Annotated in this window: 26 protein-coding genes; 11 read left to right on the top strand and 15 right to left on the bottom strand. The window is 64.5% G+C overall.

What is annotated here, in order from left to right; translation table 11 throughout:
- The first annotated feature begins 17 nt into the window (after nucleotides 1-17).
- Genes ACN4F8_RS06410 through ACN4F8_RS06395 form a run of 4 tightly spaced genes read left to right on the top strand, consistent with a single transcriptional unit; the run spans nucleotide 18 to nucleotide 3641 of the window.
- On the top strand, nucleotides 18-479 hold the full coding sequence (locus ACN4F8_RS06410; protein ID WP_419472788.1) for a DUF2069 domain-containing protein: 462 nt from the start codon (nucleotides 18-20) through the stop codon (nucleotides 477-479).
- Entirely contained in the window at nucleotides 476-1912 is a 1437-nt protein-coding gene (locus tag ACN4F8_RS06405) for an FAD-binding oxidoreductase (protein ID WP_419472787.1), read from the top strand. The genes ACN4F8_RS06410 and ACN4F8_RS06405 overlap by 4 nt, the downstream gene beginning before the upstream one ends.
- Complete coding sequence (locus ACN4F8_RS06400) at nucleotides 1909-2814, top strand: lytic transglycosylase domain-containing protein (protein ID WP_419472786.1); 906 nt, start codon at nucleotides 1909-1911, stop codon at nucleotides 2812-2814. The genes ACN4F8_RS06405 and ACN4F8_RS06400 overlap by 4 nt, the downstream gene beginning before the upstream one ends.
- Nucleotides 2811-3641, top strand: coding sequence for a thymidylate synthase (locus ACN4F8_RS06395; RefSeq protein ID WP_419472785.1), 831 nt, complete (start codon nucleotides 2811-2813; stop codon nucleotides 3639-3641). The genes ACN4F8_RS06400 and ACN4F8_RS06395 overlap by 4 nt, the downstream gene beginning before the upstream one ends.
- Here the strand turns inward: ACN4F8_RS06395 and ACN4F8_RS06390 are convergent.
- The 8 genes from ACN4F8_RS06390 to ACN4F8_RS06355 all read right to left on the bottom strand — a co-directional run bounded on the left by ACN4F8_RS06390 (nucleotide 3619) and on the right by ACN4F8_RS06355 (nucleotide 11381).
- Nucleotides 3619-4305, bottom strand: coding sequence for a YczE/YyaS/YitT family protein (locus ACN4F8_RS06390; RefSeq protein WP_419472784.1), 687 nt, complete (start codon nucleotides 4303-4305; stop codon nucleotides 3619-3621). The two genes, ACN4F8_RS06395 and ACN4F8_RS06390, sit on opposite strands and share 23 nt — an antisense overlap.
- On the bottom strand, nucleotides 4302-5351 hold the full coding sequence (locus tag ACN4F8_RS06385) for an SDR family oxidoreductase (RefSeq protein ID WP_419472783.1): 1050 nt from the start codon (nucleotides 5349-5351) through the stop codon (nucleotides 4302-4304). Before ACN4F8_RS06385 ends, ACN4F8_RS06390 begins: the two co-directional genes overlap by 4 nt.
- Before the next feature lie 20 nt (nucleotides 5352-5371).
- The gene (locus ACN4F8_RS06380) at nucleotides 5372-6736 is read right to left on the bottom strand and encodes an amidase (RefSeq protein WP_419472782.1); all 1365 of its coding nucleotides are present in this window, start codon (nucleotides 6734-6736) and stop codon (nucleotides 5372-5374) included.
- 23 nt (nucleotides 6737-6759) lie between these two features.
- On the bottom strand, nucleotides 6760-8061 hold the full coding sequence (locus ACN4F8_RS06375) for a TRAP transporter large permease (protein WP_419472781.1): 1302 nt from the start codon (nucleotides 8059-8061) through the stop codon (nucleotides 6760-6762).
- 12 nt (nucleotides 8062-8073) lie between these two features.
- The gene (locus tag ACN4F8_RS06370; RefSeq protein ID WP_419472780.1) at nucleotides 8074-8586 is read right to left on the bottom strand and encodes a TRAP transporter small permease; all 513 of its coding nucleotides are present in this window, start codon (nucleotides 8584-8586) and stop codon (nucleotides 8074-8076) included.
- A gap of 28 nt (nucleotides 8587-8614) precedes the next feature.
- Nucleotides 8615-9598: a TRAP transporter substrate-binding protein gene (locus ACN4F8_RS06365; protein WP_419472779.1), complete on the bottom strand. Its 984-nt coding sequence runs from the start codon at nucleotides 9596-9598 to the stop codon at nucleotides 8615-8617.
- Nucleotides 9599-10270 carry a hypothetical protein gene (locus tag ACN4F8_RS06360; protein WP_419472778.1) on the bottom strand — a complete coding sequence of 224 codons (672 nt, stop codon included), beginning with the start codon at nucleotides 10268-10270 and terminating at the stop codon, nucleotides 9599-9601.
- 145 nt (nucleotides 10271-10415) lie between these two features.
- Entirely contained in the window at nucleotides 10416-11381 is a 966-nt protein-coding gene (locus tag ACN4F8_RS06355; RefSeq protein WP_419472777.1) for a LysR family transcriptional regulator, read from the bottom strand.
- A 50-nt stretch (nucleotides 11382-11431) separates the two neighbouring features.
- Between ACN4F8_RS06355 and ACN4F8_RS06350 the strand changes: the two genes are divergently transcribed.
- The 4 genes from ACN4F8_RS06350 to xth are packed head-to-tail and all read left to right on the top strand — an operon-like array spanning nucleotide 11432 to nucleotide 13753.
- Complete coding sequence (locus tag ACN4F8_RS06350) at nucleotides 11432-11944, top strand: dihydrofolate reductase (protein ID WP_419472776.1); 513 nt, start codon at nucleotides 11432-11434, stop codon at nucleotides 11942-11944.
- A complete protein-coding gene (queE, locus tag ACN4F8_RS06345) occupies nucleotides 11941-12582 on the top strand; it encodes a 7-carboxy-7-deazaguanine synthase (RefSeq protein ID WP_419472775.1) in 642 nt (213 codons plus the stop codon). The genes ACN4F8_RS06350 and queE overlap by 4 nt, the downstream gene beginning before the upstream one ends.
- Nucleotides 12579-12956: a 6-carboxytetrahydropterin synthase gene (locus ACN4F8_RS06340; protein WP_419472774.1), complete on the top strand. Its 378-nt coding sequence runs from the start codon at nucleotides 12579-12581 to the stop codon at nucleotides 12954-12956. The genes queE and ACN4F8_RS06340 overlap by 4 nt, the downstream gene beginning before the upstream one ends.
- 20 nt (nucleotides 12957-12976) lie before the next feature.
- Nucleotides 12977-13753: an exodeoxyribonuclease III gene (gene xth, locus ACN4F8_RS06335; protein WP_419472773.1), complete on the top strand. Its 777-nt coding sequence runs from the start codon at nucleotides 12977-12979 to the stop codon at nucleotides 13751-13753.
- On the opposite strand, the gene ntrC is transcribed toward xth, so the two are convergent.
- The 6 genes from ntrC to ACN4F8_RS06305 all read right to left on the bottom strand — a co-directional run bounded on the left by ntrC (nucleotide 13740) and on the right by ACN4F8_RS06305 (nucleotide 20552).
- A complete protein-coding gene (gene ntrC / locus ACN4F8_RS06330) occupies nucleotides 13740-15302 on the bottom strand; it encodes a nitrogen regulation protein NR(I) (RefSeq protein WP_419472772.1) in 1563 nt (520 codons plus the stop codon). The two genes, xth and ntrC, sit on opposite strands and share 14 nt — an antisense overlap.
- Nucleotides 15303-15353: 51 nt before the next feature.
- Entirely contained in the window at nucleotides 15354-16436 is a 1083-nt protein-coding gene (glnL, locus tag ACN4F8_RS06325) for a nitrogen regulation protein NR(II) (RefSeq protein ID WP_419472771.1), read from the bottom strand.
- On the bottom strand, nucleotides 16433-16978 hold the full coding sequence (locus tag ACN4F8_RS06320; RefSeq protein ID WP_419472795.1) for a hypothetical protein: 546 nt from the start codon (nucleotides 16976-16978) through the stop codon (nucleotides 16433-16435). Before ACN4F8_RS06320 ends, glnL begins: the two co-directional genes overlap by 4 nt.
- Nucleotides 16979-17167: 189 nt before the next feature.
- Nucleotides 17168-18583 (bottom strand): type I glutamate--ammonia ligase, encoded by a 1416-nt coding sequence (gene glnA / locus ACN4F8_RS06315; RefSeq protein ID WP_419472770.1) that lies wholly within the window; start codon nucleotides 18581-18583, stop codon nucleotides 17168-17170.
- Between the two features lie 266 nt (nucleotides 18584-18849).
- The gene (locus tag ACN4F8_RS06310) at nucleotides 18850-19665 is read right to left on the bottom strand and encodes a competence/damage-inducible protein A (RefSeq protein WP_419472769.1); all 816 of its coding nucleotides are present in this window, start codon (nucleotides 19663-19665) and stop codon (nucleotides 18850-18852) included.
- The gene (locus ACN4F8_RS06305; protein ID WP_419472768.1) at nucleotides 19662-20552 is read right to left on the bottom strand and encodes an EI24 domain-containing protein; all 891 of its coding nucleotides are present in this window, start codon (nucleotides 20550-20552) and stop codon (nucleotides 19662-19664) included. The genes ACN4F8_RS06310 and ACN4F8_RS06305 overlap by 4 nt, the downstream gene beginning before the upstream one ends.
- Here ACN4F8_RS06305 and ACN4F8_RS06300 point away from each other — a divergent pair.
- Nucleotides 20502-21479 (top strand): alpha/beta fold hydrolase, encoded by a 978-nt coding sequence (locus ACN4F8_RS06300; protein ID WP_419472767.1) that lies wholly within the window; start codon nucleotides 20502-20504, stop codon nucleotides 21477-21479. The genes ACN4F8_RS06305 and ACN4F8_RS06300 overlap by 51 nt on opposite strands.
- A 214-nt stretch (nucleotides 21480-21693) precedes the next feature.
- Nucleotides 21694-22422, top strand: coding sequence for a DUF2726 domain-containing protein (locus ACN4F8_RS06295; RefSeq protein ID WP_419472766.1), 729 nt, complete (start codon nucleotides 21694-21696; stop codon nucleotides 22420-22422).
- Nucleotides 22423-22450: 28 nt separating this feature from the next.
- Here the strand turns inward: ACN4F8_RS06295 and ACN4F8_RS06290 are convergent, their stop codons facing one another.
- The gene (locus ACN4F8_RS06290) at nucleotides 22451-23194 is read right to left on the bottom strand and encodes a pseudouridine synthase (protein WP_419472794.1); all 744 of its coding nucleotides are present in this window, start codon (nucleotides 23192-23194) and stop codon (nucleotides 22451-22453) included.
- Between the two features lie 30 nt (nucleotides 23195-23224).
- Here ACN4F8_RS06290 and ACN4F8_RS06285 point away from each other — a divergent pair, with 30 nt between their 5' ends.
- Nucleotides 23225-23875 carry a DUF2062 domain-containing protein gene (locus tag ACN4F8_RS06285; protein WP_419472765.1) on the top strand — a complete coding sequence of 217 codons (651 nt, stop codon included), beginning with the start codon at nucleotides 23225-23227 and terminating at the stop codon, nucleotides 23873-23875.
- Nucleotides 23876-23991: the final 116 nt, after the last annotated feature.

Below are 23991 nucleotides of genomic sequence, written 5' to 3'. Positions count from 1 at the left end.
GCTCTTTCTCCCCCGCCATGCCCGACATCTCCTCCCCCCCCAGCCCCGATGCCCTCTCCCTCACCCAGGGAGATTCGGCACGCGCCGTCAACGCCACCCGCTGGCTGGCCGTGGGCAGCCTGCTGGGCCTGATCGTGCTGGGCTTTCTGTGGGAGATGTGGCTGGCCCCGCTTCGCGAGGGCGGGTCGTGGCTGGTGCTCAAGGTGCTGCCGCTGACCATTCCGCTCGCCGGCCTGCTGAAAAGCCGCATGTACACCTACCGCTGGGTCAGCCTGATCGTGTGGCTGTACTTCACCGAAGGCGTGGTGCGCGCCACCAGCGACACCGGGCCATCGGTCTGGCTGGCACTGATCCAGACGCTGCTGTGCGTGGCCTTGTTCGTGGCCTGTGCCCTGCACGTGCGCATCCGCCTGCGCGCCGCCGGCAAGGAGGCGGTGGCGGCCGACGTGGCCAGCGCCAACGCCGCTGCCCAGCCATGAACCCCCAACACGCCGAGCTGCTGGCGCAATTGCGCCAGACCGTGGGCGCCGCACACGTGCTCACGCACGACGACCCGGCCACCGACCTCTCGGCCTGGGAACAGGACTGGCGCAAACGCGCGCACGGCCGGGCGCTCGCGGTGGTGCGCCCGGGCAGCACCGCCGAGGTGGCTGCCGTGGTGCGCGCCTGTGTTGTCGCTGGCGTCTCGTTGGTGCCGCAAGGCGGCAACACCGGCCTGGTCGTCGGCTCGGTGCCAGACGCCTCCGGAACGCAGGTGGTGCTGAGCCTGATGCGCCTGAACACCGTGCGCGCCATCGACCCGGCCAACCTCACCATGACGGTGGAGGCCGGCTGCATCCTGCAGACACTGCAAGACACGGCCGAGAAAGCCGGTTTTCTCTTTCCCCTCAGCCTGGCGGCCGAGGGCAGCTGCAGCATCGGCGGCAACCTGGCGACGAATGCCGGCGGCACGCAGGTGGTGCGCTACGGCAACGCGCGCGACCTCTGCCTGGGCCTGGAGGTGGTGACCGCGCAAGGCGAGGTGTGGCAAGGCCTGAGTGGTCTGCGCAAGGACAACACCGGCTACGACCTGCGCGACCTGTTCATCGGCAGCGAAGGCACGCTGGGCGTGATCACCGCCGCCACGCTCAAGCTGTACCCGCTGCCCGCCGCGCAACTCACCGCCTGGGCCGCGCTGCCCACGCTGGACGCCGCCGTGGCCCTGCTGGGTCTCGCGCACCAGCACCTGGGCGCCGGCCTCACCGGATTCGAGGTCATGGGGCAATTCGCGCTGAGCCTGGTGGACAAACACATGCCGCAGCTGCGGGTGCCGCTCTGGCAGGACACGCCTTACTGTGTTCTGCTCGAAAACAGCGACAGCGAATCCGAGGAACACGCGCGTGCGCAGTTCGAGCGCCTGCTGGAAACCGCCTTCGAGCAAGGCCTGGTGAGCGACGCGGTGGTGGCCGAGAGCCTCGCGCAGGCCCATGCGCTCTGGCACATCCGCGAGAGCATTCCACTCGCGCAGGCCGAGGAAGGCCTGAACATCAAACACGACATCAGCATCCCGGTTTCGCACATCCCGGCCTTCTGCGCCGAGACCGACGCTTTGCTGCAGCGCGAGATCCCGGGCGTGCGGCTGGTGAACTTCGGCCATCTGGGAGACGGCAACCTGCACTACAACGTGCAGGCGCCCGAAGGCGGTGATGCCAGGAAATTCCTGAACGAGCAGGAAACGCGCGTGAACAAGCTGGTCTTCGACGCGGTGGCGCGCTACCATGGCTCGATCAGCGCCGAGCACGGCGTGGGCAGCCTCAAGGCCGACCACCTGCCCCACTACAAAGACCCGGTTGCCCTGGGTCTGATGCGGGCCGTCAAGCAGGCGCTGGACCCGCACAACCTCCTGAACCCCGGCCGCGTCCTCACGCCATGATCTCCCGTCATTTGCTCCGCTGTCTGCTCGCGTTGGCGCTTACCGCCACGGGGCAGGCGCACGCGGTGGACGCTGCACAGCGCCAGGCCTGGCGCGAACAGGCGCAGGGCCTGGAGCACGGCGAGGGCGTGAAGCGCGACACCGAAGCCGCCATCCGCCTGTATTGCCAGGCCGCGCTGGCCGGCGATGCGGTGTCGGCCTACAACCTCGGCTGGCTCTACGCCAATGGCCGTGGCGTGGAGCGCAACGATGGTTACGCGGCCCACTGGTTCGCGCGCGCCGCGCTGCTGGGCGATACGCACGCCGAAAGCATGTTCAAGCGACTGGCCACGCCAGCCGACAAACCCGAATGTGTGCAGCAAGCCGAGAGAGGCGAGCTGCAAAAGGCCAACGAAGCCCAGCAGGCGGCCGAGGTCGCGGCGCAGGCCACGCGCTACCAGAACCTGGTGGACACGCCCGAAGAGCGGCGCATCATGAAGATCGTCTACAAGCTCGCGCCGCAGTTCGGCATCCAGCCCGGCCTGGCGTTTGCGGTGATCCGCGCCGAGTCCAACTTCAACGTGAACGCCCTGTCCGACAAGAACGCGCAGGGTCTCATGCAGCTCATCCCAGAGACGGCCGAGCGCTTCAGCGTGCGCAAGCCCTTCGATGCCGAGCAGAACATCCGGGGTGGCCTGTCGTACCTGCGTTGGCTCCTGGCCTACTTCAGGGGCGATGTGCCTCTGGTGCTGGCCGCCTACAACGCGGGCGAAGGCACGGTGGACCGCTACCGGGGCGTGCCGCCCTACCCCGAGACGCAGGGTTACATCAAACGCATCCAGCAGGTGTTTGCGCTGCAACACCACCCGTTCGACGCCCGCATCACATCCCCTTCGCCGGCCCTGCCCAGTCGCCTTCCATGACCCGACCCATCCGATCCCAGTACGAAGACTTCATGCGCCACGTGTACACCACGGGCGTGCAGAAAACAGACCGCACCGGCACCGGCACCACCAGCGTGTTTGGTCACCAGATGCGCTTTGACCTGAACGAGGGTTTCCCGCTGGTGACCACCAAGAAGGTGTTCACCAAAGCCATCATCGTGGAACTGCTGTGGTTCCTGCGCGGCGACAGCAACGTGAAGTGGCTGCAAGAGCGCGGCTGCAGCATCTGGGACGAATGGGCGCGCGACGACGGCGATCTGGGCCCCGTGTACGGCGTGCAGTGGCGCAGCTGGCCCACACCCGATGGCGGCCACATCGACCAGATCGCCGAGGTGGTCAAGCAGCTCAAGACCAACCCGGATTCGCGCCGCATCATCGTGAGCGCCTGGAACGTGGCCGACCTGAACAAGATGGCGCTGATGCCTTGCCACGCCGTCTTCCAGTTCTACGTGGCGCCGCCCACCGAGCCGGGTGGGCGCGGCAAGCTCAGCTGCCAGCTTTACCAGCGCAGCGCCGACATTTTTCTCGGCGTGCCGTTCAACATCGCCAGCTACGCGCTGCTCACCCACATGCTGGCGCAGCAGTGTGATCTGGACGTGGGCGACTTCATCTGGACCGGTGGCGACTGCCACATCTACAGCAACCACCACGAACAAGTGGAGTTGCAGCTCTCGCGCCAGCCCATGGCCTATCCCAAGCTGCACATCAAGCGCCGCCCGGCCAGCATCTTCGACTACGAGCTCGACGACTTCGAGGTGCAGGGCTACGAACACCACGCAGCCATCAAGGCACCTGTGGCGGTCTGAGGTCGACAATGAACCAGGGCAGCATCCACTGAGCGAGCGGGCCGATGGCCAGCGCGTACACAACGGTGCCGACGCCCACCGCACCGCCCAGCATCCAGCCCACAACGACGACGGCAACCTCGATGAGGGTGCGCACCAACCGGATCGAGCGTCCGGTGACCCGGGCCAGGCCGGTCATGAAACCATCGCGGGGACCGGGGCCGAGCTGGGAACCCATGTACATCGCGGTGGCCATGGCGTTGAGCACAATGCCCCCCAGCATCAGGGCCAGACGGACGCCGATGTCACCGGTCACCGGCACGATCGCCAACGCGATGTCTGCGGCCATCCCGACCAGGAAAACGTTGGCTACCGTCCCCAGCCCGGGCATCTGCCGCAAAGGAATCCACATCAGCAGGACCACCATGGCCAGCAGGATCGATATCTGGCCGAAGGTGATCGGCATGTGCTCGATGAGTCCTGTGTGCAGCACGTCCCACGGAATGGCGCCCAGCGCACCGCGGACCACCATCGCCATGGAAGTGCCATAAATCAGCAGACCGATGACGAGCTGCAACAGCCGACGCGTCAAGCGGCCGGCCCGCAGCTGCTGCAACGGGCCGAGGTTGGCAAGGGCGGCGCTCCCGGGTACCGGGTGCCGCTCACCCGAAGGCCGTTGGTTCAAGGAATGAAGCGCTGGCGGCGGAAGCTGTCAAAGATGCGGATGAACATGTCTTCCGAATCGACAAACTCCTGAAAGCCATGTCGCCGCGCCTTGGTGTTGTCCAGCATGATGTCCCAGGTGGGCGCAAAGGCGTAGTTGGCGAACGACCAGTTCGCAGCCTCCGAGAACGGCGTGGGCAAAAGACCATGCTCGCGCACGACCTCGTCCCACAGCGGCTCCTTGTCCGCCATCATCAGTTCAAGGTCGATCTGCTGCACACCACCGGCTTCCATGCCGAAATACTCGGCAATGCGGGGCCACAGGTACTGCCAGCGGAAATGGTCGCCGTTGACCATGTTGAACGCTTCGTTCGCCGCCGACGGTGTGGTAGCGGCCCACAACATGCCTTTGTTGAGCAACTCGACATCACTGGCGCAGTGAACCGCGCGGTAGGCTGCTTCGGGGCCAGGGAACTTCAGCGGCAGGCCCAGCTTCCTGCACAGCGTGGCGTACACGGCGATCGGCTTGGGCAGGTTGATGTCGGTGCGCGCATAGCCACAGACGATGTGCGGCCGCATCAGCGACCAGCTCCAGCGTTTGCCTTGCGCCAGTTGTTTCAGGAAGTCTTCCTGTGTGTAGTAGAAGTTGGGCGGAAAATGCCGCGCATCACTCTCTTTGGCCGGGGTCTTGAAGGGGCCGAGGTGGCGACCGTAGTACTTCGAGCCTTGCAACAGGCACACATGGACAAGGTTCGGTGACGCTGGCTCGATCGCGGTCATCGCGTTGCGGAACAGATCGGTGTCACGCGCAGCCTTGTCGACCCAGCGCGTGCCGGTGGCGTGGCCGGTCCAGAAAATGTGGGTGGTGGCGCCCATCGCGCCGAGCACCCGCGCGCAGTCGTCCGGATCGCTCATGTCGCACGCGACATGGCGAGCTCGGGTGTCGAACTCGGGCGCCCGGCGGGAGACGATGGTCACGTCCCAGCCTCCGACCTGATCGAGCAATTGCGCCATGTTGGCGCCGACCATGCCGGTGCCTCCCAGAATCACGGCCACTTGTTTGGTCATGGAGATCTCGATCAAAAAGGTCAAAAGCGGTTGCGCAACACGGCCTCGAGCGCAGCACCAGCGCACAGCACATCGGCATCGCGCCCGCCCGGGGCCGCCAACATCAGACCGACCGGCGCATCGCCAGGGCGGTGGCACGGCAGGCTGAGCGCACAGCCGTCCAGAAAGTTGATCAGCGTCGGGTTGCGCAGGAGCAGCAGGTTGGTGCTGCCATAGGTCTCATCGCTGGCCTGCAGCGGTGCGAGTAGAGGCGCCACCACAGGCACCGTGGGCATGATCATCATCGAAGCGTTGGCCTCGGCCAGGCGATGAGCCACGCTGGAGATCCATCGCTGCCGCACCGCCAGCAGCTCCAGGTAGTCCGCAGCCGTGAGGCTGCTGCCCCGGCGAATCCGCACCGAGACGCGCGGATCGTATTCGGCTTCCCTGCTTTCCAGCAGTGCGGCATGCCAGGCCCAGGCCTCTGCTGCAATGAAACCACCACCCCGGTTGATGTGCGCGAGTTCGGCGAATGCGGGCACATCGATCTCGACGATCTGAACGCCTGCCTGGGACAAGGCCGTGCAGGCGGCTGCAAAGGCGGCCGACACCGTGGCATCGGCCCCGTCGAACACCAGCGTGCGCGGCAAGGCCAGCCGCAACCCGGCGAGCTGCAGAGGACGCAACGGCGCAGGTTGCTCACCGGCGAGCACCGCGTCCAGCAGCGCGCAGCAGGCCACGCTGTGCGCCAGCGGTCCCACCGAGTCCAGCGTCGGCGACAACGGCAACACGCCTGTCGTGGGCACCCGCCGCGCGGTCGGCTTGAAACCGGTGAGCCCGCACAGCGCCGAGGGAATGCGCACCGAGCCTCCGGTGTCGGTGCCGATCGCCGCCGCTGACATGCCATCCGAAACCGACACGGCCGCACCCGACGAAGAGCCGCCGGGAATGCGCCCGGTTGCGCGGTCCCACGGGTTGAGTGGCGTTCCATGGTGCGGGTTCAGCCCGAGGCCCGAGTAGGCGAACTCGGTCATGTTGGTGCGACCCACGATCACCGCGCCGGCCGCGCGCAACCGCTGCACCACAGCGCTGTCGCTCACCGCAGGTGATGAGCCCATGAGCACGCGGGACCCGGCGCCTGTCACCTCGCCAGCCTCGTCGAACAGGTCCTTGATCGAGATCGGCAGTCCTGCCAGCGGTGCCATCGGCAAGCCGGCGTCTCGCAGCCGGTCGGCCGCATCGGCGCTGGCCCGGGCGCGCTCCACGTGCAGCCGGGTGAAGGTTGCGCCCGCCTGGGACGAAACGCTGGCGGCCTCCAGCGCCTGCTCGGTGAGCGCACGGCTGCTGGTCACACCTCGGGCGAGTGCGTCGGTCCAGTGGTGGAGGGGGTGGGCGGGCAAGGTCAAGGAACAGCTCCGGAAACAGGGGCTCAACCGGTGGTCATGGCCTGCGGCAGGCTGAGCACGATCTGGGGAAACACGGTCACCAGCGCGACGGCCACGACCATCAGCAGGAAGAACGGGAATGCGGCTCGCGCCACCGTGAAGATGTCCTTGCCGGTGAGGTTCTGCACCACGAACAGGTTGAAGCCCACCGGCGGCGTGATTTGAGCCATCTCGACCACGAGCACGATGAAGATGCCGAACCAGAGCAGGTCGATGCCCGCGGCCTGCACGGCCGGCAGGATCACCGACGTGGTCAGCAGCACGATGGAGATGCCATCCAGGAAACAGCCGAGCACGATGAACAGCAAGGTCAGGGCGGCGATCAGCGCCCAGGCCGGCATGTTCGCATCGGCAATCCACGCGGCCAGGGCCGCCGGCAAGCCGGTGAAGCTCATGGCCGAGGTCAGGAAGGCCGCGCCCAGCAAGATGAAAAAGATCATGGTCGAGGTGCGCACCGCGCCCAGCAGGCTCTCCACAAGCGTCTGCCGGCTCAACATGCCCGAGGCGGCGGCGATGACCAGCGAGCCCAGCACGCCGATGGCTGCCGCTTCGGTGGCGGTGGCAAAGCCGGCATAGATCGAGCCGATGACGGCACCGATCAGCAGCACCACCGGCAGCAACCGGCGCGTGGCCCAGAGCCTGGCACCCAACCCCATGGAGGCGCCAGCGGCCGGGATGCGGTTCTTGTTGAGCAAGGACCACACCACGATGTAGCCCGAAAACAGCGTGACCAGCATCAAACCGGGCAGCACGCCGGCAATGAACAGTCGGGCCACCGAGACCTGCGCCGCCACGCCGTAGACGATCATGATGATGGACGGCGGGATCAACAGGCCCAGCGTGCCAGACCCGGCCAGCGAACCCAGCGACAGACTCTCGGGATACCCGCGGGACTTCAGTTCGGGCAAGGAAATGCGGCCAATGGTGGCGGCGGTGGCGGCAGAACTGCCACTGACGGCGGCAAAGATGCCGCAACCGAACACGTTGACGTGCAGCAGCCGTCCGGGCAGCCGTTCGACCCACGGCGCGAGGCCTGCAAACATGTCGTCGGACAGGCGGGTTCGAAAAAGGATTTCGCCCATCCAGATGAACAGCGGCAAGGCCGTCATGGTCCAGCTCGCACTGGTCGCCCACGAGCTGGTGGCCAGGATCGCGCCACCCGGCGCACCGGCAAACAACATGCCGGCGATGCCCACGCCGATCAGCGCGGGCGCCACCCACACGCCCATCGCCAGCAGCGCAAACAACGTGAGAATCAGGCTCGCAGCCACCCAACCGAGTTCCATCGTGCGATCCTTTTATTCGGCTTGACTGGAGACGTCGTCGCCGCTGCCAACTTCGAACGGCCGACGCTGGACAACGCACAGCAAGCGCTCTGCGAATGCCACCGCCAGCAACACCGACCCAAAAACCATGGGCAGTTGGGGTATCCACATCGGCACCGGCACCAACCCCTGCGAGAGCTCCTTGAAGCGCCAGCTGTCCAGCACGAAGCTGCTGCAGTACCAGGCAAGGTAGCAGGCCAGCGCCAACCCGATGACGCTGCTGAGCAGCTCCATCGGGTGGTGCAGCGCCTTCGGCACGAATCGCGTCACCACGGCCACGCGAATGTGAGCCCCTTGGTGCAATGCATAGGGCAGACCGAAGAAGCCCGCCGCAGACATGGCCCAGGCAGCGAACTCCTCGGCATCGCGCACCGTGGTGCCCAGGTTGCGAGCGACCACCTGGGCCAGGATCAAGCCACAGATGAAGGTCAGCGACACGGCCGACAACAAGCCCGAAAGGCGGTACAGGTGGTGCAGAAACGGCATCGGTGGTGCGTCGTCCGTGTGGGGCTGATCAGCGGCGCGCAGCGTCGAGAACGGCCTTGCCGTCGGCGCCTGCTTTCTTCAGCCACTCGTCGGCCATCGTGGCCCCAACCTTGGCCAGATCGGTCTCGACCGCTGCGGGCGTCTTGCCCACCGTCATGCCTTTGTCGGCCAGCATCTTGGTGAGGGAAGCGGTCTGCGCGCGGGCGGTATCCCAGCCGCGCTTCTCAGCCGCTGCGGCCGCGTCGGTCACCGCCTTCTGGGCAGCGGGCGACAGGCTGTTGAAGGCCCTTGCGTTGACCATCGTCACGTTCTTCGGAATGAAGGCCTGAACGTCGTAGTAGTACTTGACGAAGTCCCAGGCCTGCGAGTCAACGCCGGTTGCGGGACTCGTGATCATGGCTTCGATCAAACCGGTGCCGAAGGCCTGCGGCACGTCGCCCGAGTTCACCGTCGTGGGCGATGCCCCCATCAACTCCACCATGCGCGAAGTGGCTGCGTTGTACGCACGGAACTTCAGGCCTTTGAAATCGGCCATTTTGGTCACCGGCGTCTTGGTGTAGATGCCCTGAGGCGGCCATGGCACGCTGTACAGCAGCTTGATGCCTTGTTTGGCCAGGCGCGATTCAATGCCCGCGCGGCTGGCCTGCCAGAGCTTCCAGGCGCTGTCGAAATCGCGGGCCAGCAGCGGCACGGCGTCAGCTTCGTACAGCGCATCTTCGTTGCCGAGCACCGAGATCAACACGTCACCGACCTGGACCTGACCGGTCTGCACGGCGCGCTTGAGCTCGGGGCGTTTGAACAGCACCGAGTTCGAATGGGTCTTGATTTCGAGTTCGCCATTGCTCAGGCGTGCGACGTCGGCCGCGAAGTCGCGTGCGACGCCTGCGATGTAGTTGCCGTCGGGCTGTTCGACGGACATGTTCCAACGTTCGACCGCGTGCGCGGTGGGCAGGGCCAGGGCAGCGGCAAGCGCAGCCGACAGGCTGAGGAGGTGGCGGCGGTGAAAAGTCATTCAAGTCTCCTTGCGAAACAGGTCCGTGGACGCCAGGCGCCAAAGCGCCTGGAAACTGTAGACCGCATCCTCGGGCAAGCCCAGGGACGTGGACAGGGTGGCTGCATGGCGAAGCGCCGCGTCTGCACGCGTGGCCTCCACCATGATCAGGGCATCGGCGGGGGCCGGCACCGCATCGGCGGTGACGGGCGTGGACAGGGCGGGATCGGTCTCCAGCATGGTGGCACAGACGACATCATCCGCTTCAGTCAACATGCGCAGCGATTCGGCGAGTCGAGCTGTGGTGCCCGGTTGTGCCAGCAGGGACGCCGGCACGTTGAACAGGGCCAGCGCCCCGCCCTCGCCCGCGCCGGTCTCGACGCTCAGCTTGCCAACACGTCGCTGGGTGCCCCGCATGCGCTTGAAATTCTCGAGCGACCACGGCGTCTGGTTGGCAAATGCACGCGCATAGGCTTCGGACCGGAAAACGTCGAGCGAGTCGGTGTAGTACAGCGCCAGGTAGGGGCGAGGGCATGGCTGGCTGGCCGCGAAGCGACGCGCGTTCTGGAAACCGGGGATGGCCACCCGTTCCTGCATGTGTTCGCGGTCGTACCAGCGGTTGAAGTCCGCCTCGTGGGCGGGGTCGATGTCGGTCCAGATGCAGAGCAAGCCCCGCGCGGTTTCACTGGTCATGTCGGATCCGGTCGTTTTCACAGGGGAAGGCGCAAAGGTGAAGCGCCTTGAACAAATGCAGTGTTGCCCAGCTACCCCTTCACGTCCAACAAGAAAAAACACCAACAAGCCATCAAGAAAAATTGATGACCCCGTCCAGGGCGCATCAATCGCTGCGATTGCCCAGTGACCAGGGATCGGAGGCAGCGGTGGCACCAGGTTGGCGCGCCACTTCGGTCGGAAGGGAGCTGGCGAACTCCTGCGCTGTCTGCTGGGCAAGCGACGCGATCTGCTGGATCAACGGCGACTCGGCGCCCCCACGGTAAGAGCAGACCAGCGCCATGTCGGGCATCTCGGTATCGACCTTGAGCAACTGAACGTCCCCCTGGGCGAGTTCGCGCTGGATGATGGCCGGTGGGATCATCGCCAACCCGAAGCCATCGTTCACGAGCCGAACCATGGCCGACACCGAGGTCATGCAGTTGATGTGCACCGAGCGTCCGGCGCGATCATCGAACAGTTTTTCGAGAAAACGGTGCGGCCCGGAGTTGCGCGAAAAGCTGAGCACCGGAAAGGCAGCGATGTCGGCCAGCGTGAGCATCTCGCCATGCAGGTTCAGCGACGTTGCACCCACCCAGCGCATGGGAAAGTCGCACAGGGGAATGTTCTGCACATCGGCGCCGAGCACGGTGTCGGTCTGCAGGATGAGATCGAGGTGTCCCTTGCTGAACTGCTCGATCAGCCGGATGGTTGTATCGCCCGCCAGCTCCACCTCCAGGCGTGGGTAGCTGCGATGGATGCGCGCCATCAGGTCCGGAAACCAGGCGTGAATGATGGTCTCGATCACACCGATACGCACCACACCCCCCACCAGCGCACGGTCCTTCATGCCGTCGAACATTTCATGCATGGTGCGCACCAGCCGATCGGCGTAGACCAGGGCCTTGCCGCCCTCCAGCGTGAGCGTGACCTCGCGATCGCCTCGATCAAACAGGCGCACACCGAGCTCCTGCTCCAGTGTGGCGATACGGCTCGAAACAGCCGCCTGGGTGGTGTGCAATTTCTCGGCCGTCAGGCGGAAATTGCGCAACTTGGCCAGCCAGACGAATGTTTCCACGAAGCGCATGTTCATGGGCAAATGGTAGCCCCTGTGTGGCGCAGGGCCGGCGGCACAATAGCGGGATGGCAGACACCGCACCGCACCCTCCCCGCCTCCACCTCATTTTTGCGCGCGCCGCCAACGGCGTGATCGGACGCGACAACACCCTGCCCTGGCACCTGCCGGAGGACATGGCCCACTTCAAACGCACCACACTCGGCAGCCCGGTGATCATGGGTCGCAAGACCTGGGACTCACTGCCACCGAGGTTCAGACCGCTGCCTGGCCGGCTCAACATCGTTGTCACCCGCAACGCGCAATGGATGGCCGATGGCGCTCTGCGCGCAGGCTCGCTGCAGGAAGCCATGGCACTCTGCCCGCCCGACGCCGACGCGTGGGTGATCGGTGGAGCGCAGTTGTACGCAGCGGCCGAGCCGCTGGCCCGGCGCGCCGTGGTCACCGAGATCGACCAGGCCTTTGACGGCGACGCCTGGGCACCCACCTTCGGCCCGGCCTGGGTGGAGACAGCCCGCGAAGCGCATGTGGCCGCCAGCGGCCTGGGCTACGCCTTCGTCACCCTGGAACGCCGGTCATGAGCTACGCCGTCAAGGAAATGTTCTACACGCTGCAAGGCGAAGGTCTGCGCGCAGGCCGGCCTGCGGTGTTCTGCCGTTTTGCGGGATGCAACCTCTGGAGCGGTCGCGAGGAAGACCGCGAACGCGCCGTCTGCCGGTTTTGCGACACCGACTTTGTGGGCACCGACGGGGTGCGGGGCGGCAAATTTTCCGTGGCGACCACACTGGCCGAACAGGCGGCCTCGTTGTGGCCGGTCGGCGAGGCATACCGCTACATCGTGCTCACCGGCGGTGAGCCACTGCTGCAGGTGGATGCGGCGTTGATCGACGCGTTGCACGCCGAAGGTTTCGAGATCGCGCTGGAGACCAACGGCACGCTGCCGGCGCCACCGGGGATCGACTGGATCTGCGTGAGCCCCAAGGCCGGCGCCGACTGGGTGCAGCGAAGCGGCCACGAACTCAAGCTGGTCTGGCCACAGCCGACCCTGCTGCCGCACACCGTACAGGCTCACACCGACCTGCGCTTCGATCACTGGCTGCTGCAACCCATGGACGGCCCCCAGCGCGCGGCCAACACCCGAAGCGCCATCGATTTTTGTCAACAACACCCGCGCTGGCGCCTGTCGCTTCAGACGCACAAGATCCTCGACATCCCATGACCCATCCAACCACCGCCGTGCACGAACTGTCCCAGCGCTTTTACTTCGAGGCCGCCCACACGCTGCGCCGCGTGGTCGAGGCCGAGGGCAGCCGCCGCGTGCATGGCCACACCTACGAGGCCGAAGTGACCGTGCGCGGCACACCCGATGCCCAGGGCATGGTGATCGATCTGGCGCTGCTCAGGGCCGAGATCGCGCGGGTGCGCGACCGGCTCGATCACCATTTCCTCGACGAGGTCGCCGACCTGGGCATCCCCACGCTGGAGAACCTCTGCAGCTACATCCGCCGCCACCTCGCACCCACGGTGCCGGGCCTGTGCGCCGTCATGATCGAACGCCGCGCCAGCGGTGACCGCTGCGCGCTGCGCTGGTAACCAGGACTCAAGGAATCCCCATGCAAATCGCCACCTGGAACATCAACTCGCTCAACGTGCGCCTGCCTCAGGTGCTGGACTGGCTGGCCGCGAATCCTGTGGACGCGCTGGGCCTGCAAGAGCTCAAGCTGGTCGACGAAAAATTCCCCTTCGATGCCTTGAAAGAGATCGGCTACCACGCTGCGGCCTTCGGCCAGAAAACGTACAACGGCGTGGCCATCCTCAGCCGCACGCCGTTGCGCGACGTGGTGCGCAACATCCCCGGCCACACCGACGAACAGGCCCGCGTGATCGCGGCGACTCTGGACACGCCCGACGGCCCGCTGCGCCTGGTGAACTGCTACTTCGTCAACGGGCAGGAGCCGGGCAGCGAGAAGTTCGCCTACAAGCTGCAATGGCTGGCTGCGCTGCACCGCTGGATCGCTGAAGAAATGCAGGCGCATCCGCGTCTGGTGCTGGTGGGCGACTTCAACGTGGCCCCCGAAGACCGCGATTCGTTCGACCCGGTGGGTCTCAAGGACACCATCCACCACACCGTGGAGGAGCGCGCCCACTTCCAGGCGCTGCTGCAGTTGGGCCTGACCGACGCTTACCGGATGTTCGAGCAGCCCGACAAGAGCTACTCGTGGTGGGACTACCGCATGCTGGGCTTCCAGAAAAACCGCGGCCTGCGCATCGACCACATTCTGGTGAGCGAGGCGCTGCAGAGCAGCGTGAAGGCCTGCACCATCGACCGCGCGCCCCGCAAGAACCAACAACCCAGCGACCACGCGCCGGTGGTGGTCACTCTAGGTTGAGTTCTTGAATTTTCCGGGTGATCGTGTTGCGGCCAATACCCAGCTTGTGCGCCGCCTCGATGCGCCGGCCACGCGTGTTGACCAGCGCGGTCTGGATCAGCTTGGTCTCGAAGCGGCGGGTGAGCACGTCCCAGACATCGGTGCGGCCCTCTTCGAGCAGGGCCATGGCCTCGGCCTGAAGCCCGGACTCCCAGGCGGGCGCCGAAGACATGTGTGCAGCGTCCAGTGCAGGTGCATGCTCGGCCAGCGCCGGTGCGGCAGCACCGAGGTGCAAGACTTCCGAAAGCGCAGCCGGCACCGGCGCAGCCACCGCCAACGGGGCTGCAGGCGCCTGCATGGGCAGGGAGTCGGGCAACACCGCCATCGCAGCCACCGACGCACCCGCCATGGCCAGCACTTCGGGCGGCAGGTCTTTGAGTTCGATCACCTGGGCCGGCGCCATCACCGTGAGCCAGTGGCACACGTTCTCCAGCTGGCGCACGTTGCCAGGAAAGTCAAACGTGCCGAGCAGGCGAATGGCGGCCTCGGAAATGCGCTTGGGTTCCACCCCCAGTTGCTTGGCACTCTGCTGAAGGAAAAACCGCGTGAGCATGGGCACGTCTTCGCGGCGCTCACGCAGCGCCGGCAGGCGCAGGCGGATCACGTTGAGGCGGTGAAACAGATCCTCGCGGAACACACCTTCCTTGACGCGCTGCTCCAGGTTCTGGTGGGTGGCGGCGATCACGCGCACGTTGGCGCGTACCGCGCTGTGGCCACCCACGCGGTAGAAATGCCCGTCGGACAACACGCGCAGCAGGCGCGTCTGCAGGTCGAACGGCATGTCGCCGATTTCGTCGAGGAACAGCGTGCCGCCATCAGCCTGTTCGAAGCGGCCTCGGCGCATGGTCTGCGCGCCGGTGAACGCGCCTCGCTCGTGGCCGAACAGTTCGGACTCCAGCAGGTCTTTGGGAATGGCCGCCGTGTTGATGGCCACGAACGGGCCTGCGGCGCGCGGGGAATGTTTGTGCAGCGCCCGCGCCACCAGCTCCTTGCCCGAACCCGATTCGCCGGTGATGAGCACCGTGACCTGGCTCTGACTCAGGCGCCCAATGGCGCGAAACACGTCCTGCATGGCCGGCGCCTGCCCGAGCATCTCGGGCGCGGCACTCATGCGTTCTTCGGCCACCTCTTCGCGCTGGCTCTCTTCCACCGCGCGGCGGATCAGCTCCACCGCCTTGGGCAGATCGAACGGCTTGGGCAAATACTCGAAGGCACCGCCCTGGAAGGCCGACACCGCGCTGTCGAGGTCGGAGAAGGCGGTCATGATGATGACCGGCAAACCGGGCAGCATGGCCTTGACCTTTTCCAGCAGCTCCAGGCCTGAGCCACCGGGCATGCGGATGTCGCTCACCAGGATCTGCGGCCCTTCGCTCTCGGGCGTGTCAGTCAGGGCCTTGAGCACGTCCTGCGGGTTGGTGAAACTGCGCGTGGGCAGGTTCTCGCGCAAGAGCGCTTTTTCGAGCACGAAGCGGATCGATTGATCGTCGTCCACTATCCAGATCGGCTTCATGTTGGTGTCGTCCCTTCTTGTGGCTCAGCGCTCGGCAATGGTTTCTCGGCTCTAGGGCAAGGGGATCAGGATCTTGAAGTCCGTGCATCCCGGCACGCTCTCACACTCGATCAATCCGTGGTGCTGCTGCACGAAGGTTTGCGCCAGCGTGAGCCCCAGGCCCGAACCGCCATCGCGTCCCGACACGAGCGGGAAAAAGATGCGGTCCTTGATCGAGTCTGGAACGCCAGGCCCGTTGTCGATGACATGCAATTCCAGTGCCAGGCGGTAGCGCTGCTTGCCGAAGGTCACCTGCCGTCCCACGCGGGTCTTGAAAACGATCTGCGCGTCGCCCGCTGCAATGCGCTCGGCCAGCGCCTGCGCTGCGTTGTGCGCGATGTTGAGCACCGCCTGAATCAGCTGTTCGCGGTCGCCACGGAACTCGGGGATGGAGGCGTCGTAGTCGCGCACCACGCGCAACCCCTTGGGAAACTCGGCCAGGATCAGCGAACGCACACGTTCACACACCTCGTGGATGTTCACATCGCCCACCACGTGCGGGCGGCGGTGCGGCGCGAGCAAGCGGTCCACCAGCGACTGCAGCCGGTCGGCCTCGTGGATGATGACCTGGGTGTACTCGATGAGCTCACGCGAGTCGAGCTCCATCTGCAGCAGCTGCGCCGCACCGCGGATGCCCCCCAGCGGGTTCTTGATCTCGTGCGCGAGGTTGCGGATGAGTTCCTTGTTGGCCTGCGCCTGGTCGATCAGGCGCTCTTCGCGCTCCTGGCGGGCTTGCTGCTCCAGCGGCAGCAGCTCCACCACCACCTCGCCCTTGCTCTCGGTTTGCGCCACCACCACGTGCACCGGCAGGGCTTCGTGGTTCACGCGCTTGAGCCAGGCGTCGTAGCGCAGCGCGGCAAACTCGTTGCCGCGCGCGCCGCTGAGGGCGCTGTCGAGCAAGGCGGGCTCTGTGAAACAGTCTTGAAACAAGGTGTTGGCGATGCTGCGCCGGGAAGTGCCCAGCGCGTCTTCCAGTGCCGCGTTGGCATACAGCACATGCCCTTCGGCATCCACCACCGCCACCAGCGTGGCCAGCAGGTCCAACGATTGAAAACGTCCCGACAAGGGCGATGGCGTCTTTTTCAGGCCGCTCATCTTGCGGCATTGCCCGCCGCAGCAGGCAGTCGACCCAACTCCCGCTGCAGGCCAGCCACATCGCTCTCGGCGCGCGTCACCGCCGCCTTGAGTTCGGCCACGCGGTCCAGGTAACGCTGGTAGTTGCGCGACTCGATGCCCTGCTTCTCGGGCTCACCATTGGCGTACGCCTTGCGCGCCTCGGCCAGTCGCCCTTCGGCCTTGCGCAACTCTGTTTCCAGAATGGCTTTGGCATCGCTGTCACGCGCACGCTGGGCATTGGGGTCCACACGGTCGTTGCCGCTTCGCGGTGTGCTGGTGGTGTTTGCAGGCGCGGTGCGGGCGGCGGGCGCCGGCTTGATGCCCTCGACGATGGTGATGTTTCCACCCTCCATCGGTGTGCAGTTGCGGCTCTTGGCCACTTGCGCGTTGTTGGTGTATTCGTTGCCGCAGCGGTAAATGCGCTCCTGTGCCTGCGCGGGCAAGCTGCACAAGAGCACGGCACCTGCGACGAGGCCTGGGACGGATGAGAAATTCAGGGGGGAGAAACGCAGGGGGGGCATGGGCACGAGGTCTCCGTTGGGTCGACACGGCAAGACTGCGCCGTTCATCGCGAATCAGTATGACGGAAAACCTTTTGAAAAGTGCCGCCGCCGGCCCCGTTCACAGGGCCAGATGTCGCTCCAGAACAAAAAAGGGACGGCTCGCGCCGTCCCTCGTCTGCATGACACCCGGCCAGGCCGGGCAAGTCATCACAGGCTGTAGTACATGTCGAATTCGACCGGGTGTGGTGCCATGCGGAAACGCGTGACTTCACCCATCTTCAGTTCGATGTAGGCATCCAGCATGGAGTCGGTGAACACGCCGCCCTTGGTCAGGAAGCCGCGGTCGCCGTCAAGGTACTCCAGCGCCTGGTCGAGGCTGTGGCACACGGTCGGCACCAACTTGTCTTCCTCAGGCGGCAGGTGGTACAGATCCTTGGTAGCGGCTTCGCCCGGGTGGATCTTGTTTTCCACGCCATCCAGGCCGGCCATCATCAGCGCCGAGAAGCACAGGTAAGGGTTGGCCGAAGGATCGGGGAAACGCGCTTCGATGCGGCGGCCCTTGGGGTTCGCCACGTACGGAATGCGGATCGAGGCCGAGCGGTTGCGGGCCGAGTAGGCCAGCTTCACCGGCGCTTCAAAGCCAGGCACCAGGCGCTTGTACGAGTTGGTACCGGGGTTGGTGATGGCGTTCAGGGCGCGGGCGTGTTTGATGATGCCGCCGATGTAATACAGAGCGAAATCGCTCAGACCGGCGTAGCCGTCACCAGCAAACAGGTTCTTGCCGTCTTTCCAGATCGACTGGTGAACGTGCATGCCGGAGCCGTTGTCGCCGGCGTAGGGCTTGGGCATGAAGGTCGCAGTCTTGCCGTAGGCATTGGCCACGTTCCACACCACGTACTTGAGAACCTGCGTCCAGTCGGCGCGCTCAACCAGCGTGCTGAACCGGGTGCCGATTTCGTTCTGGCCAGCGCCCGCCACTTCGTGGTGGAACACCTCGACCGGAATGCCCAGGGATTCAAGGATCAAGGACATCTCGGCGCGCATGTCTTGCGTGCTGTCGACCGGGGGCACGGGGAAGTAGCCGCCCTTGACGGTGGGACGGTGGCCACGGTTGCCGCCTTCGAGCTTGGCGCCGCTGTTCCACGGGGCTTCGTATTCCTCGATCTCGCACATCACGCGACCGGGTTCGTTGCTCCAGCGCACGCCGTCAAAGATGAAGAATTCGGGCTCTGGCCCGAAGTAGGCGGTGTCGCCCAGGCCGGAGGCCTTGAGATAAGCCTCTGCGCGCTTGGCGATGGAACGTGGATCGCGGTCGTAGGCCTTGCCGTCGCCCGGCTCGATCACGTCGCACTGCAGGAACAGCGTGGTCTCTTCGAAGAAGGGATCGATGTTGGCGGTGTTGGAGTCGGGCATGAGCTGCATGTCCGAGGCTTCAATGCCTTTCCAGCCGGCCACCGACGAGCCGTCGAACGCGTGGCCCGAGGTGAACTTGTCTTCGTCGAAGTGGGACACAGGCACGGTGACGTGCTGCTCTTTGCCCCGGGTGTCGGTGAAACGGAAGTCAACGAACTTGACGTCGTTGTCCTTCACCATCTGCATCACGTCTGCGACGGTCTTGGCCATCAAATACTCCTGTAGCTGGGTGAGTGAAAAAATGAAATCGTCTCGGGATTGAAGCAGTATTTGTGCCAAACGCCACCCAGGTTCACCTGAACGGGGCATCTGCCTTCAAACGCGCCGTGATTATCACGCAGGCCATGCGCCACAAAGGGTCGCATCGGTGCTTACGCCCGAGGTTTTTGGGCTTCAACGAACGCCCGGGACCGACAGACGGGTCGTTCGCCCAAGTTCGGTGCGCCGCTGTTTTGATTGCACCAACAAAGTGCGTCTCAGTGTCGCACCATTTCGGGGCCCAACTCGGCGCCGTGCCGGTGAAGGCCGGCGAGCAAACTGGCAAACGCATCCGCCACGGCGGCCGAGCTTCCTTTGACACCCAGTTCGATGTGTCGCCCGTACGTGGGGTGGTCGACGCTGGGCAGGCTGAACACCTTGACCGGATGCTGGCGCTCGATTTCTTCCATGAGCGGCGTCAGCGCCGCCTCCATGGCACCCATGACGATCACCGAACGCTCCAGCGAAGCACCGCGCTGATGCAGGTGTGCACAGCGATGGTCCAGCACCCATTCGATCATCGGCCACGCCATGACGGGGAAGCCGGGCACAAAGTGGACCTGCCCGCCAACTGCGCCTGTGCAACTGAATCCAGGGATCTTGTTGTACGGGTTCTCGATGATCGTCGAGCCCACCGGGAACACGCCCATGTTGTAGCGGTGCACGTTGTCGGGTCGCTGAGGGTCGAAGGTCTGGCCTTGCTCGGCCGCCACATCGCGCATGCGGGATTCGATCAACAGCTTGGCCTCGGGGTGCAGGGCCAGCTCCACTCCGAGCGCAGCTGCAGCGCACTGACGGGTGTGGTCATCGGGCGTAGCGCCGATGCCACCGCATGAAAAGACAATGCCGGGCTGAGCAAAGGCGTCGCGCAAATTCGCCGTGATGCTCTGGCGGTCGTCACCCACAAAACGCGCCCAGGACAACGACATGCCTCGGGCGCCGAGCAACTCGATGACCTTGGACAGGTGTTTGTCCTGGCGTTTGCCCGACAGGATTTCGTCACCGATGATGATCAGGCCGATGCTGTGCGTCATGGGCTGACCTCCGGTCCGTTCAATGATTTGGCGTCCTCGATCGCATCGGCTGGGCGAACGACCGCTCGCTCGGCTTGCAGCACTTCCACAGGCGCCACCGCGCGCATGCGTTGCAACGCTGCGAGGGCGTAGTGAGCGAACCAGAGTGAGGCGAAGGCAAACACCAGCGTGTAGATCCAGATGGCCAGCGGAACCAACAGGGGCGCCATGGCGATGAACATGGCGCCCGATGCCCACAACAAGCTCGGGGCGGCACCGAGATAACCGCTGAGGACCCCCATCAACAACAAGCTGCCTCGATGCTCCTTCAGGATGGCTTTGCGCTCGTCGCTGCTGGCGTGCGTGGCCAGCGCATCAAACGCAAACACGCGGTAGGTCAGCCAGCCCCAGATCAAGGGCGGAAGGATGAGCACCAGCGGAGGCACCAGCCACAGCGGCATGGAGATGACGAGTGCAACGATGGCCAGCAAGGTGGACCCGAACGACCAGAGCACGCTGACCAACAGCGAACCACCGCGCTTGCGCTCCAGAGCGGCAAAGCGGCGCTGGCCCACCAGATCCACCATGGCCGGCGTCATGAACATCGCCACCAGCAACAGGCACAACAACACGATCACGGGTGTGGCCAGCACGAGGACCAAGAGCGGTGCGAACACACCCCGCAGAGCACCCAGACCGATCTGGTCCATCCAGGCCAGCAAGGTCTCGACCAGCTCGAACGAAGCCAACCAGGCGGCGACCGAAGCCACCGCACCCTCCCAGAAAAAGTAGCCCAGACCGAACGACAGAACGACCATCAGGATCAGCGGCAAAAAGGACAACGCGATCACCCGGGGATGGACGCAATACGCAACGGCACGCCAGAAAGAATCGAGCAACAAAGTCATCTCTTGAGAATACAACCAAACAAATCAACGACAGGTGCACCACAGCGGCCGGGTCGATCACTTGCAAGACAGCGCAAAGGCATCACCGGGGCTAGCATCCGATCGATGAATCGCATCGTTGTCTCTGGCGTGGCGCTCGAAGTCGCTCACATTCCGGGCCCAACCAACCGGGCTCCACTTGTGTTTCTGCATGAAGGTCTGGGAAGCGTCTCCCTGTGGCAGCAGCGGGGCCGGCTCTGGCCGGCGGAAGTTTGCGCAGCGAGCGGTCGTGCTGGCTGGATGTACTCGAGGCGCGGATACGGGCAGTCCGATCCGGTGGAGGACGTGAGGGGCGAACCCCGACACAACGGACCATGGCACATCGGGCGCCACGAACCCGATTACATGCATCTCGAAGCCAATCACGTGCTGCCACAAGTGCTGGAACAACTGGGCATCTCGCGCCCGGTTCTGGTGGGACATTCCGACGGCGCAACCATCGCCCTGCTGCACGCCGCCCACCATGAGGTAGCGGCCTGTGTGGCCATGGCGCCCCATGTGTTTGTGGAAGACATCTCACTGCGCGCGATTGAGCAGGCCAGGCACCTGTATCAGACCGACCCCGACGCAACAGGTGGCTTGCGGCAACGCCTGGCCCGCCATCACCGAGATGTCGACAACGCCTTCTGGCAATGGAACGATGTCTGGCTCAGCGATGCATTTCGCAACTTCGACATCCGCGCAGAGATGCGATCAATCAATGCGCCGTTGCTGCTCGTGCAAGGCGCTGACGACGAATACGGCTCGATGGAGCAGCTCAATTCCATCGAAACCGCGACCGCCGATGTCACCAGACTTGCACTGATGCAGTGCGGACACAGCCCTCATCGGGATCAACCGGATCGGCTGATCGACGCCGTTCAGCGGTTCCTGACTCACATCATCTGACCCCTTGGTCGAAGATACCCAGTCTGTGGGATGTACGAACGTCCAGCGGGTGGGCACAATCAGGCACCGGTGTGATGTGGAACAAATGGCGCACCACAGATGCGCAAACCCCAAGAAATTCACACCTTCTTCGTGTATCGAGATTGCATATCCCCCACAAATCGTGGCAACTGCATACACTTTGATACAGATTGACGACACCCCTCCGCGACACATGACCGACTGGACCAACCCATGGCTGCTTGCAGTGCTGGTGCCCGCTTTGCTGGCACTCGGTGCGCTGCTGCATCGCATGTGGGCCGAGCGGCAGGCCCGGGAGCGCAGGCGCATTCCAAAACATTGGCCCCTGAGCACGCGGGCGTTGGCCAACAGCGAGGAAGCCCGGGTCTGGCATTGGTTGGCGAGGGCCTTCTACGATCATCACGTCATGATCAAACTCCCGGTGACGCGCTTCACCCTGCCCCGAGACCGGGAGCAAGGCATGGAGTGGTACAAGCTGCTGGGCAGTGTGTATTGCACCTTCACCGTGTGCCGCTCTGACGGCCGGGTTCTCGGGTGCCTGGATGTCCCCGGCAGCGCCGGTTTGCCGCGCAGCACTCGGGCACTGAAGCACTCATTGCTGACCCAGTGCGGCTTGCCCTACTGGGTCGTTCGCTCCAACAGCCTTCCAACCGTGGCCGAAATCCGTGCGGAGTTTCTGGGCGAATCGGCATTGAGTCAGTCCATGCGCGAGCGCGAATTGGAAGAGCGCGCCATCATCGCAGCGCAAGCCAACCTGCGCACCGTGTTGACCCGCCAGCGCAGCACCCGTGCCAGCGATTTCTCACCCCTGTCCACCTGGCCCAACAGCACCACCGGCGAGCCGCGAAGCGATTTCAACTCGCAATGGCAGGAGAATTCGTTCCTCATGCCGCTGGACAGCCGCAAAGGCGATCTGCTCTGACGGGCACGTCGGGCCTTGGCGGCTGAGCCTAGACCGAGGCTTTTTCGGTGAGCGACGCAACCTCCTGCCGAGTGAGCCAGCGCCATTGACCGGGCACCAGCCCTTCGGTCAGCGAAAGCACCCCGACCGACGACCGATGCAGGGCTTCAACCCTGTTGCCAACCGCTGCGACCATCCGCTTGACCTGGTGGTACTTGCCCTCGGTCAATGTCAGTCTCAGGTGAAACTCACCCTCGGCGGAGCACGCCTGCGCTCTCACGGGCTTCGGGTCATCGTCCAGCACCACACCAGCCAGCAGGCGATTGACCTGCTTCTCATCCAGCGGATGCTTGACACGCACCTCGTACACCTTGGGGACATGGTGGCGTGGCGACGTCAGCCGATGAATGAACTTTCCATCGTCCGACATCAGCAAAAGACCCGTGGTGTCCTGATCAAGACGACCCACAGCCTGCACACCCGCCGCAGCACCACCACCGCGCGCGCGCAACGGACCTGGCAGCAAGGTGTACACGCTGGGATAGGTGCTGGGCTTTTGCGAGCACTCGAAACCGGCGGGTTTGTGGACCATCAGGTAAGCACGCTCGTGATACGCCCAGCGTTCTCCCTGAACGTGAAACATCAAGCCTTCCGGAACAAAAGTTTCCGCAGGTTCGCTACAGACCCGCACTCCTGAGCCGTCCTCCACCTTCACCAAACCTTGCTGGATGAGTCCACAGCAGATTCGACGCGTTCCAAAACCTTGTGAAAAAAGAATGTCCTGCAATTGCATCATGGTGCGGGAATTGTCGCTGCTCCGTCCATGTCCAACATCGACTCCAGCAATGAAGATCCACTGCATCCCCCTGCGCATGAGCTGCATTCGATGAAAAACAAACTCAAAGCATGGCTGCCCAAAGCTGAGACCGTGCAAAACAACCGCTGGTTGCGATGGATGGGACCTGTGCTCAATCACCCCAGGCTCTGGCACCTCAGCCGCAAAGGCATTGCACTCGGCTTGGCTCTTGGTATCTTTTTCGGGCTCTTGATCCCGGTCGCCCAGATTCCATTTGCAGCAACCGTGGCCGTGATCCTGCGGGCCAATGTCCCCATGGCGGTAGCAAGCACGCTGGTCACCAACCCCATCACATTCGGGCCGGTGTACTACGGCGCCTACCGCCTGGGGAGGGCGATCCTGGGAGAGCCGAAGCCTGCCGACGAACAAGCCGCAGCCGAATTGGCCAATCTGCAGGAGCTCCCGGCAAGTAACCAGGGCACAGCAAACAGATGGAGGCAAGGGCTCGAGCAATTGACCACTGTCGGCAAGCCCCTCATGGTGGGACTGGCTGTCGTCGCGACCGCCAGTGGGCTGGCGATGTACTGCCTGGTCAGCATCATCTGGATACTGAAAACCCGCTGGACGCGTCGCAAAAGGCTGCAAGCCCGCTTGGCAAAACCAACGCAGGAAACTTGATGGCCCGACTCGAAGCCCATGACCCGTCCTGAATTGAGTTGACACCCGGACGGTAGATCCAAGCCAGGGCTTACCCGGCCAACGACGCCCGATGCACTGCATCGGGCGTTTGCATT

This window comes from Hydrogenophaga sp., assembly GCF_048549895.1.
GTDB lineage: Bacteria > Pseudomonadota > Gammaproteobacteria > Burkholderiales > Burkholderiaceae_C > Hydrogenophaga.
This window is presented reverse-complemented; position numbering and strand designations above follow the sequence as displayed.

Coding starts and splice junctions, on each gene's coding strand:
- xth (WP_419472773.1), top strand. CDS start 12,977: ATGCAAATCGCCACCTGGAACATCAACTCGCTCAACGTGCGCCTGCCT.
- ACN4F8_RS06300 (WP_419472767.1), top strand. CDS start 20,502: ATGGACGCAATACGCAACGGCACGCCAGAAAGAATCGAGCAACAAAGT.
- ACN4F8_RS06340 (WP_419472774.1), top strand. CDS start 12,579: ATGACCCATCCAACCACCGCCGTGCACGAACTGTCCCAGCGCTTTTAC.
- glnA (WP_419472770.1), bottom strand. CDS start 18,583: ATGGCCAAGACCGTCGCAGACGTGATGCAGATGGTGAAGGACAACGAC.
- ACN4F8_RS06370 (WP_419472780.1), bottom strand. CDS start 8,586: ATGCCGTTTCTGCACCACCTGTACCGCCTTTCGGGCTTGTTGTCGGCC.
- ACN4F8_RS06295 (WP_419472766.1), top strand. CDS start 21,694: ATGACCGACTGGACCAACCCATGGCTGCTTGCAGTGCTGGTGCCCGCT.
- ACN4F8_RS06365 (WP_419472779.1), bottom strand. CDS start 9,598: ATGACTTTTCACCGCCGCCACCTCCTCAGCCTGTCGGCTGCGCTTGCC.
- ACN4F8_RS06355 (WP_419472777.1), bottom strand. CDS start 11,381: ATGAACATGCGCTTCGTGGAAACATTCGTCTGGCTGGCCAAGTTGCGC.
- ACN4F8_RS06405 (WP_419472787.1), top strand. CDS start 476: ATGAACCCCCAACACGCCGAGCTGCTGGCGCAATTGCGCCAGACCGTG.
- glnL (WP_419472771.1), bottom strand. CDS start 16,436: ATGAGCGGCCTGAAAAAGACGCCATCGCCCTTGTCGGGACGTTTTCAA.
- ACN4F8_RS06310 (WP_419472769.1), bottom strand. CDS start 19,665: ATGACGCACAGCATCGGCCTGATCATCATCGGTGACGAAATCCTGTCG.
- ACN4F8_RS06400 (WP_419472786.1), top strand. CDS start 1,909: ATGATCTCCCGTCATTTGCTCCGCTGTCTGCTCGCGTTGGCGCTTACC.
- ntrC (WP_419472772.1), bottom strand. CDS start 15,302: ATGAAGCCGATCTGGATAGTGGACGACGATCAATCGATCCGCTTCGTG.
- ACN4F8_RS06290 (WP_419472794.1), bottom strand. CDS start 23,194: ATGCAATTGCAGGACATTCTTTTTTCACAAGGTTTTGGAACGCGTCGA.
- ACN4F8_RS06375 (WP_419472781.1), bottom strand. CDS start 8,061: ATGGAACTCGGTTGGGTGGCTGCGAGCCTGATTCTCACGTTGTTTGCG.
- ACN4F8_RS06410 (WP_419472788.1), top strand. CDS start 18: ATGCCCGACATCTCCTCCCCCCCCAGCCCCGATGCCCTCTCCCTCACC.
- ACN4F8_RS06285 (WP_419472765.1), top strand. CDS start 23,225: ATGTCCAACATCGACTCCAGCAATGAAGATCCACTGCATCCCCCTGCG.
- ACN4F8_RS06395 (WP_419472785.1), top strand. CDS start 2,811: ATGACCCGACCCATCCGATCCCAGTACGAAGACTTCATGCGCCACGTG.
- ACN4F8_RS06350 (WP_419472776.1), top strand. CDS start 11,432: ATGGCAGACACCGCACCGCACCCTCCCCGCCTCCACCTCATTTTTGCG.
- ACN4F8_RS06385 (WP_419472783.1), bottom strand. CDS start 5,351: ATGACCAAACAAGTGGCCGTGATTCTGGGAGGCACCGGCATGGTCGGC.
- ACN4F8_RS06360 (WP_419472778.1), bottom strand. CDS start 10,270: ATGACCAGTGAAACCGCGCGGGGCTTGCTCTGCATCTGGACCGACATC.
- ACN4F8_RS06305 (WP_419472768.1), bottom strand. CDS start 20,552: ATGACTTTGTTGCTCGATTCTTTCTGGCGTGCCGTTGCGTATTGCGTC.
- ACN4F8_RS06320 (WP_419472795.1), bottom strand. CDS start 16,978: ATGCCCCCCCTGCGTTTCTCCCCCCTGAATTTCTCATCCGTCCCAGGC.
- queE (WP_419472775.1), top strand. CDS start 11,941: ATGAGCTACGCCGTCAAGGAAATGTTCTACACGCTGCAAGGCGAAGGT.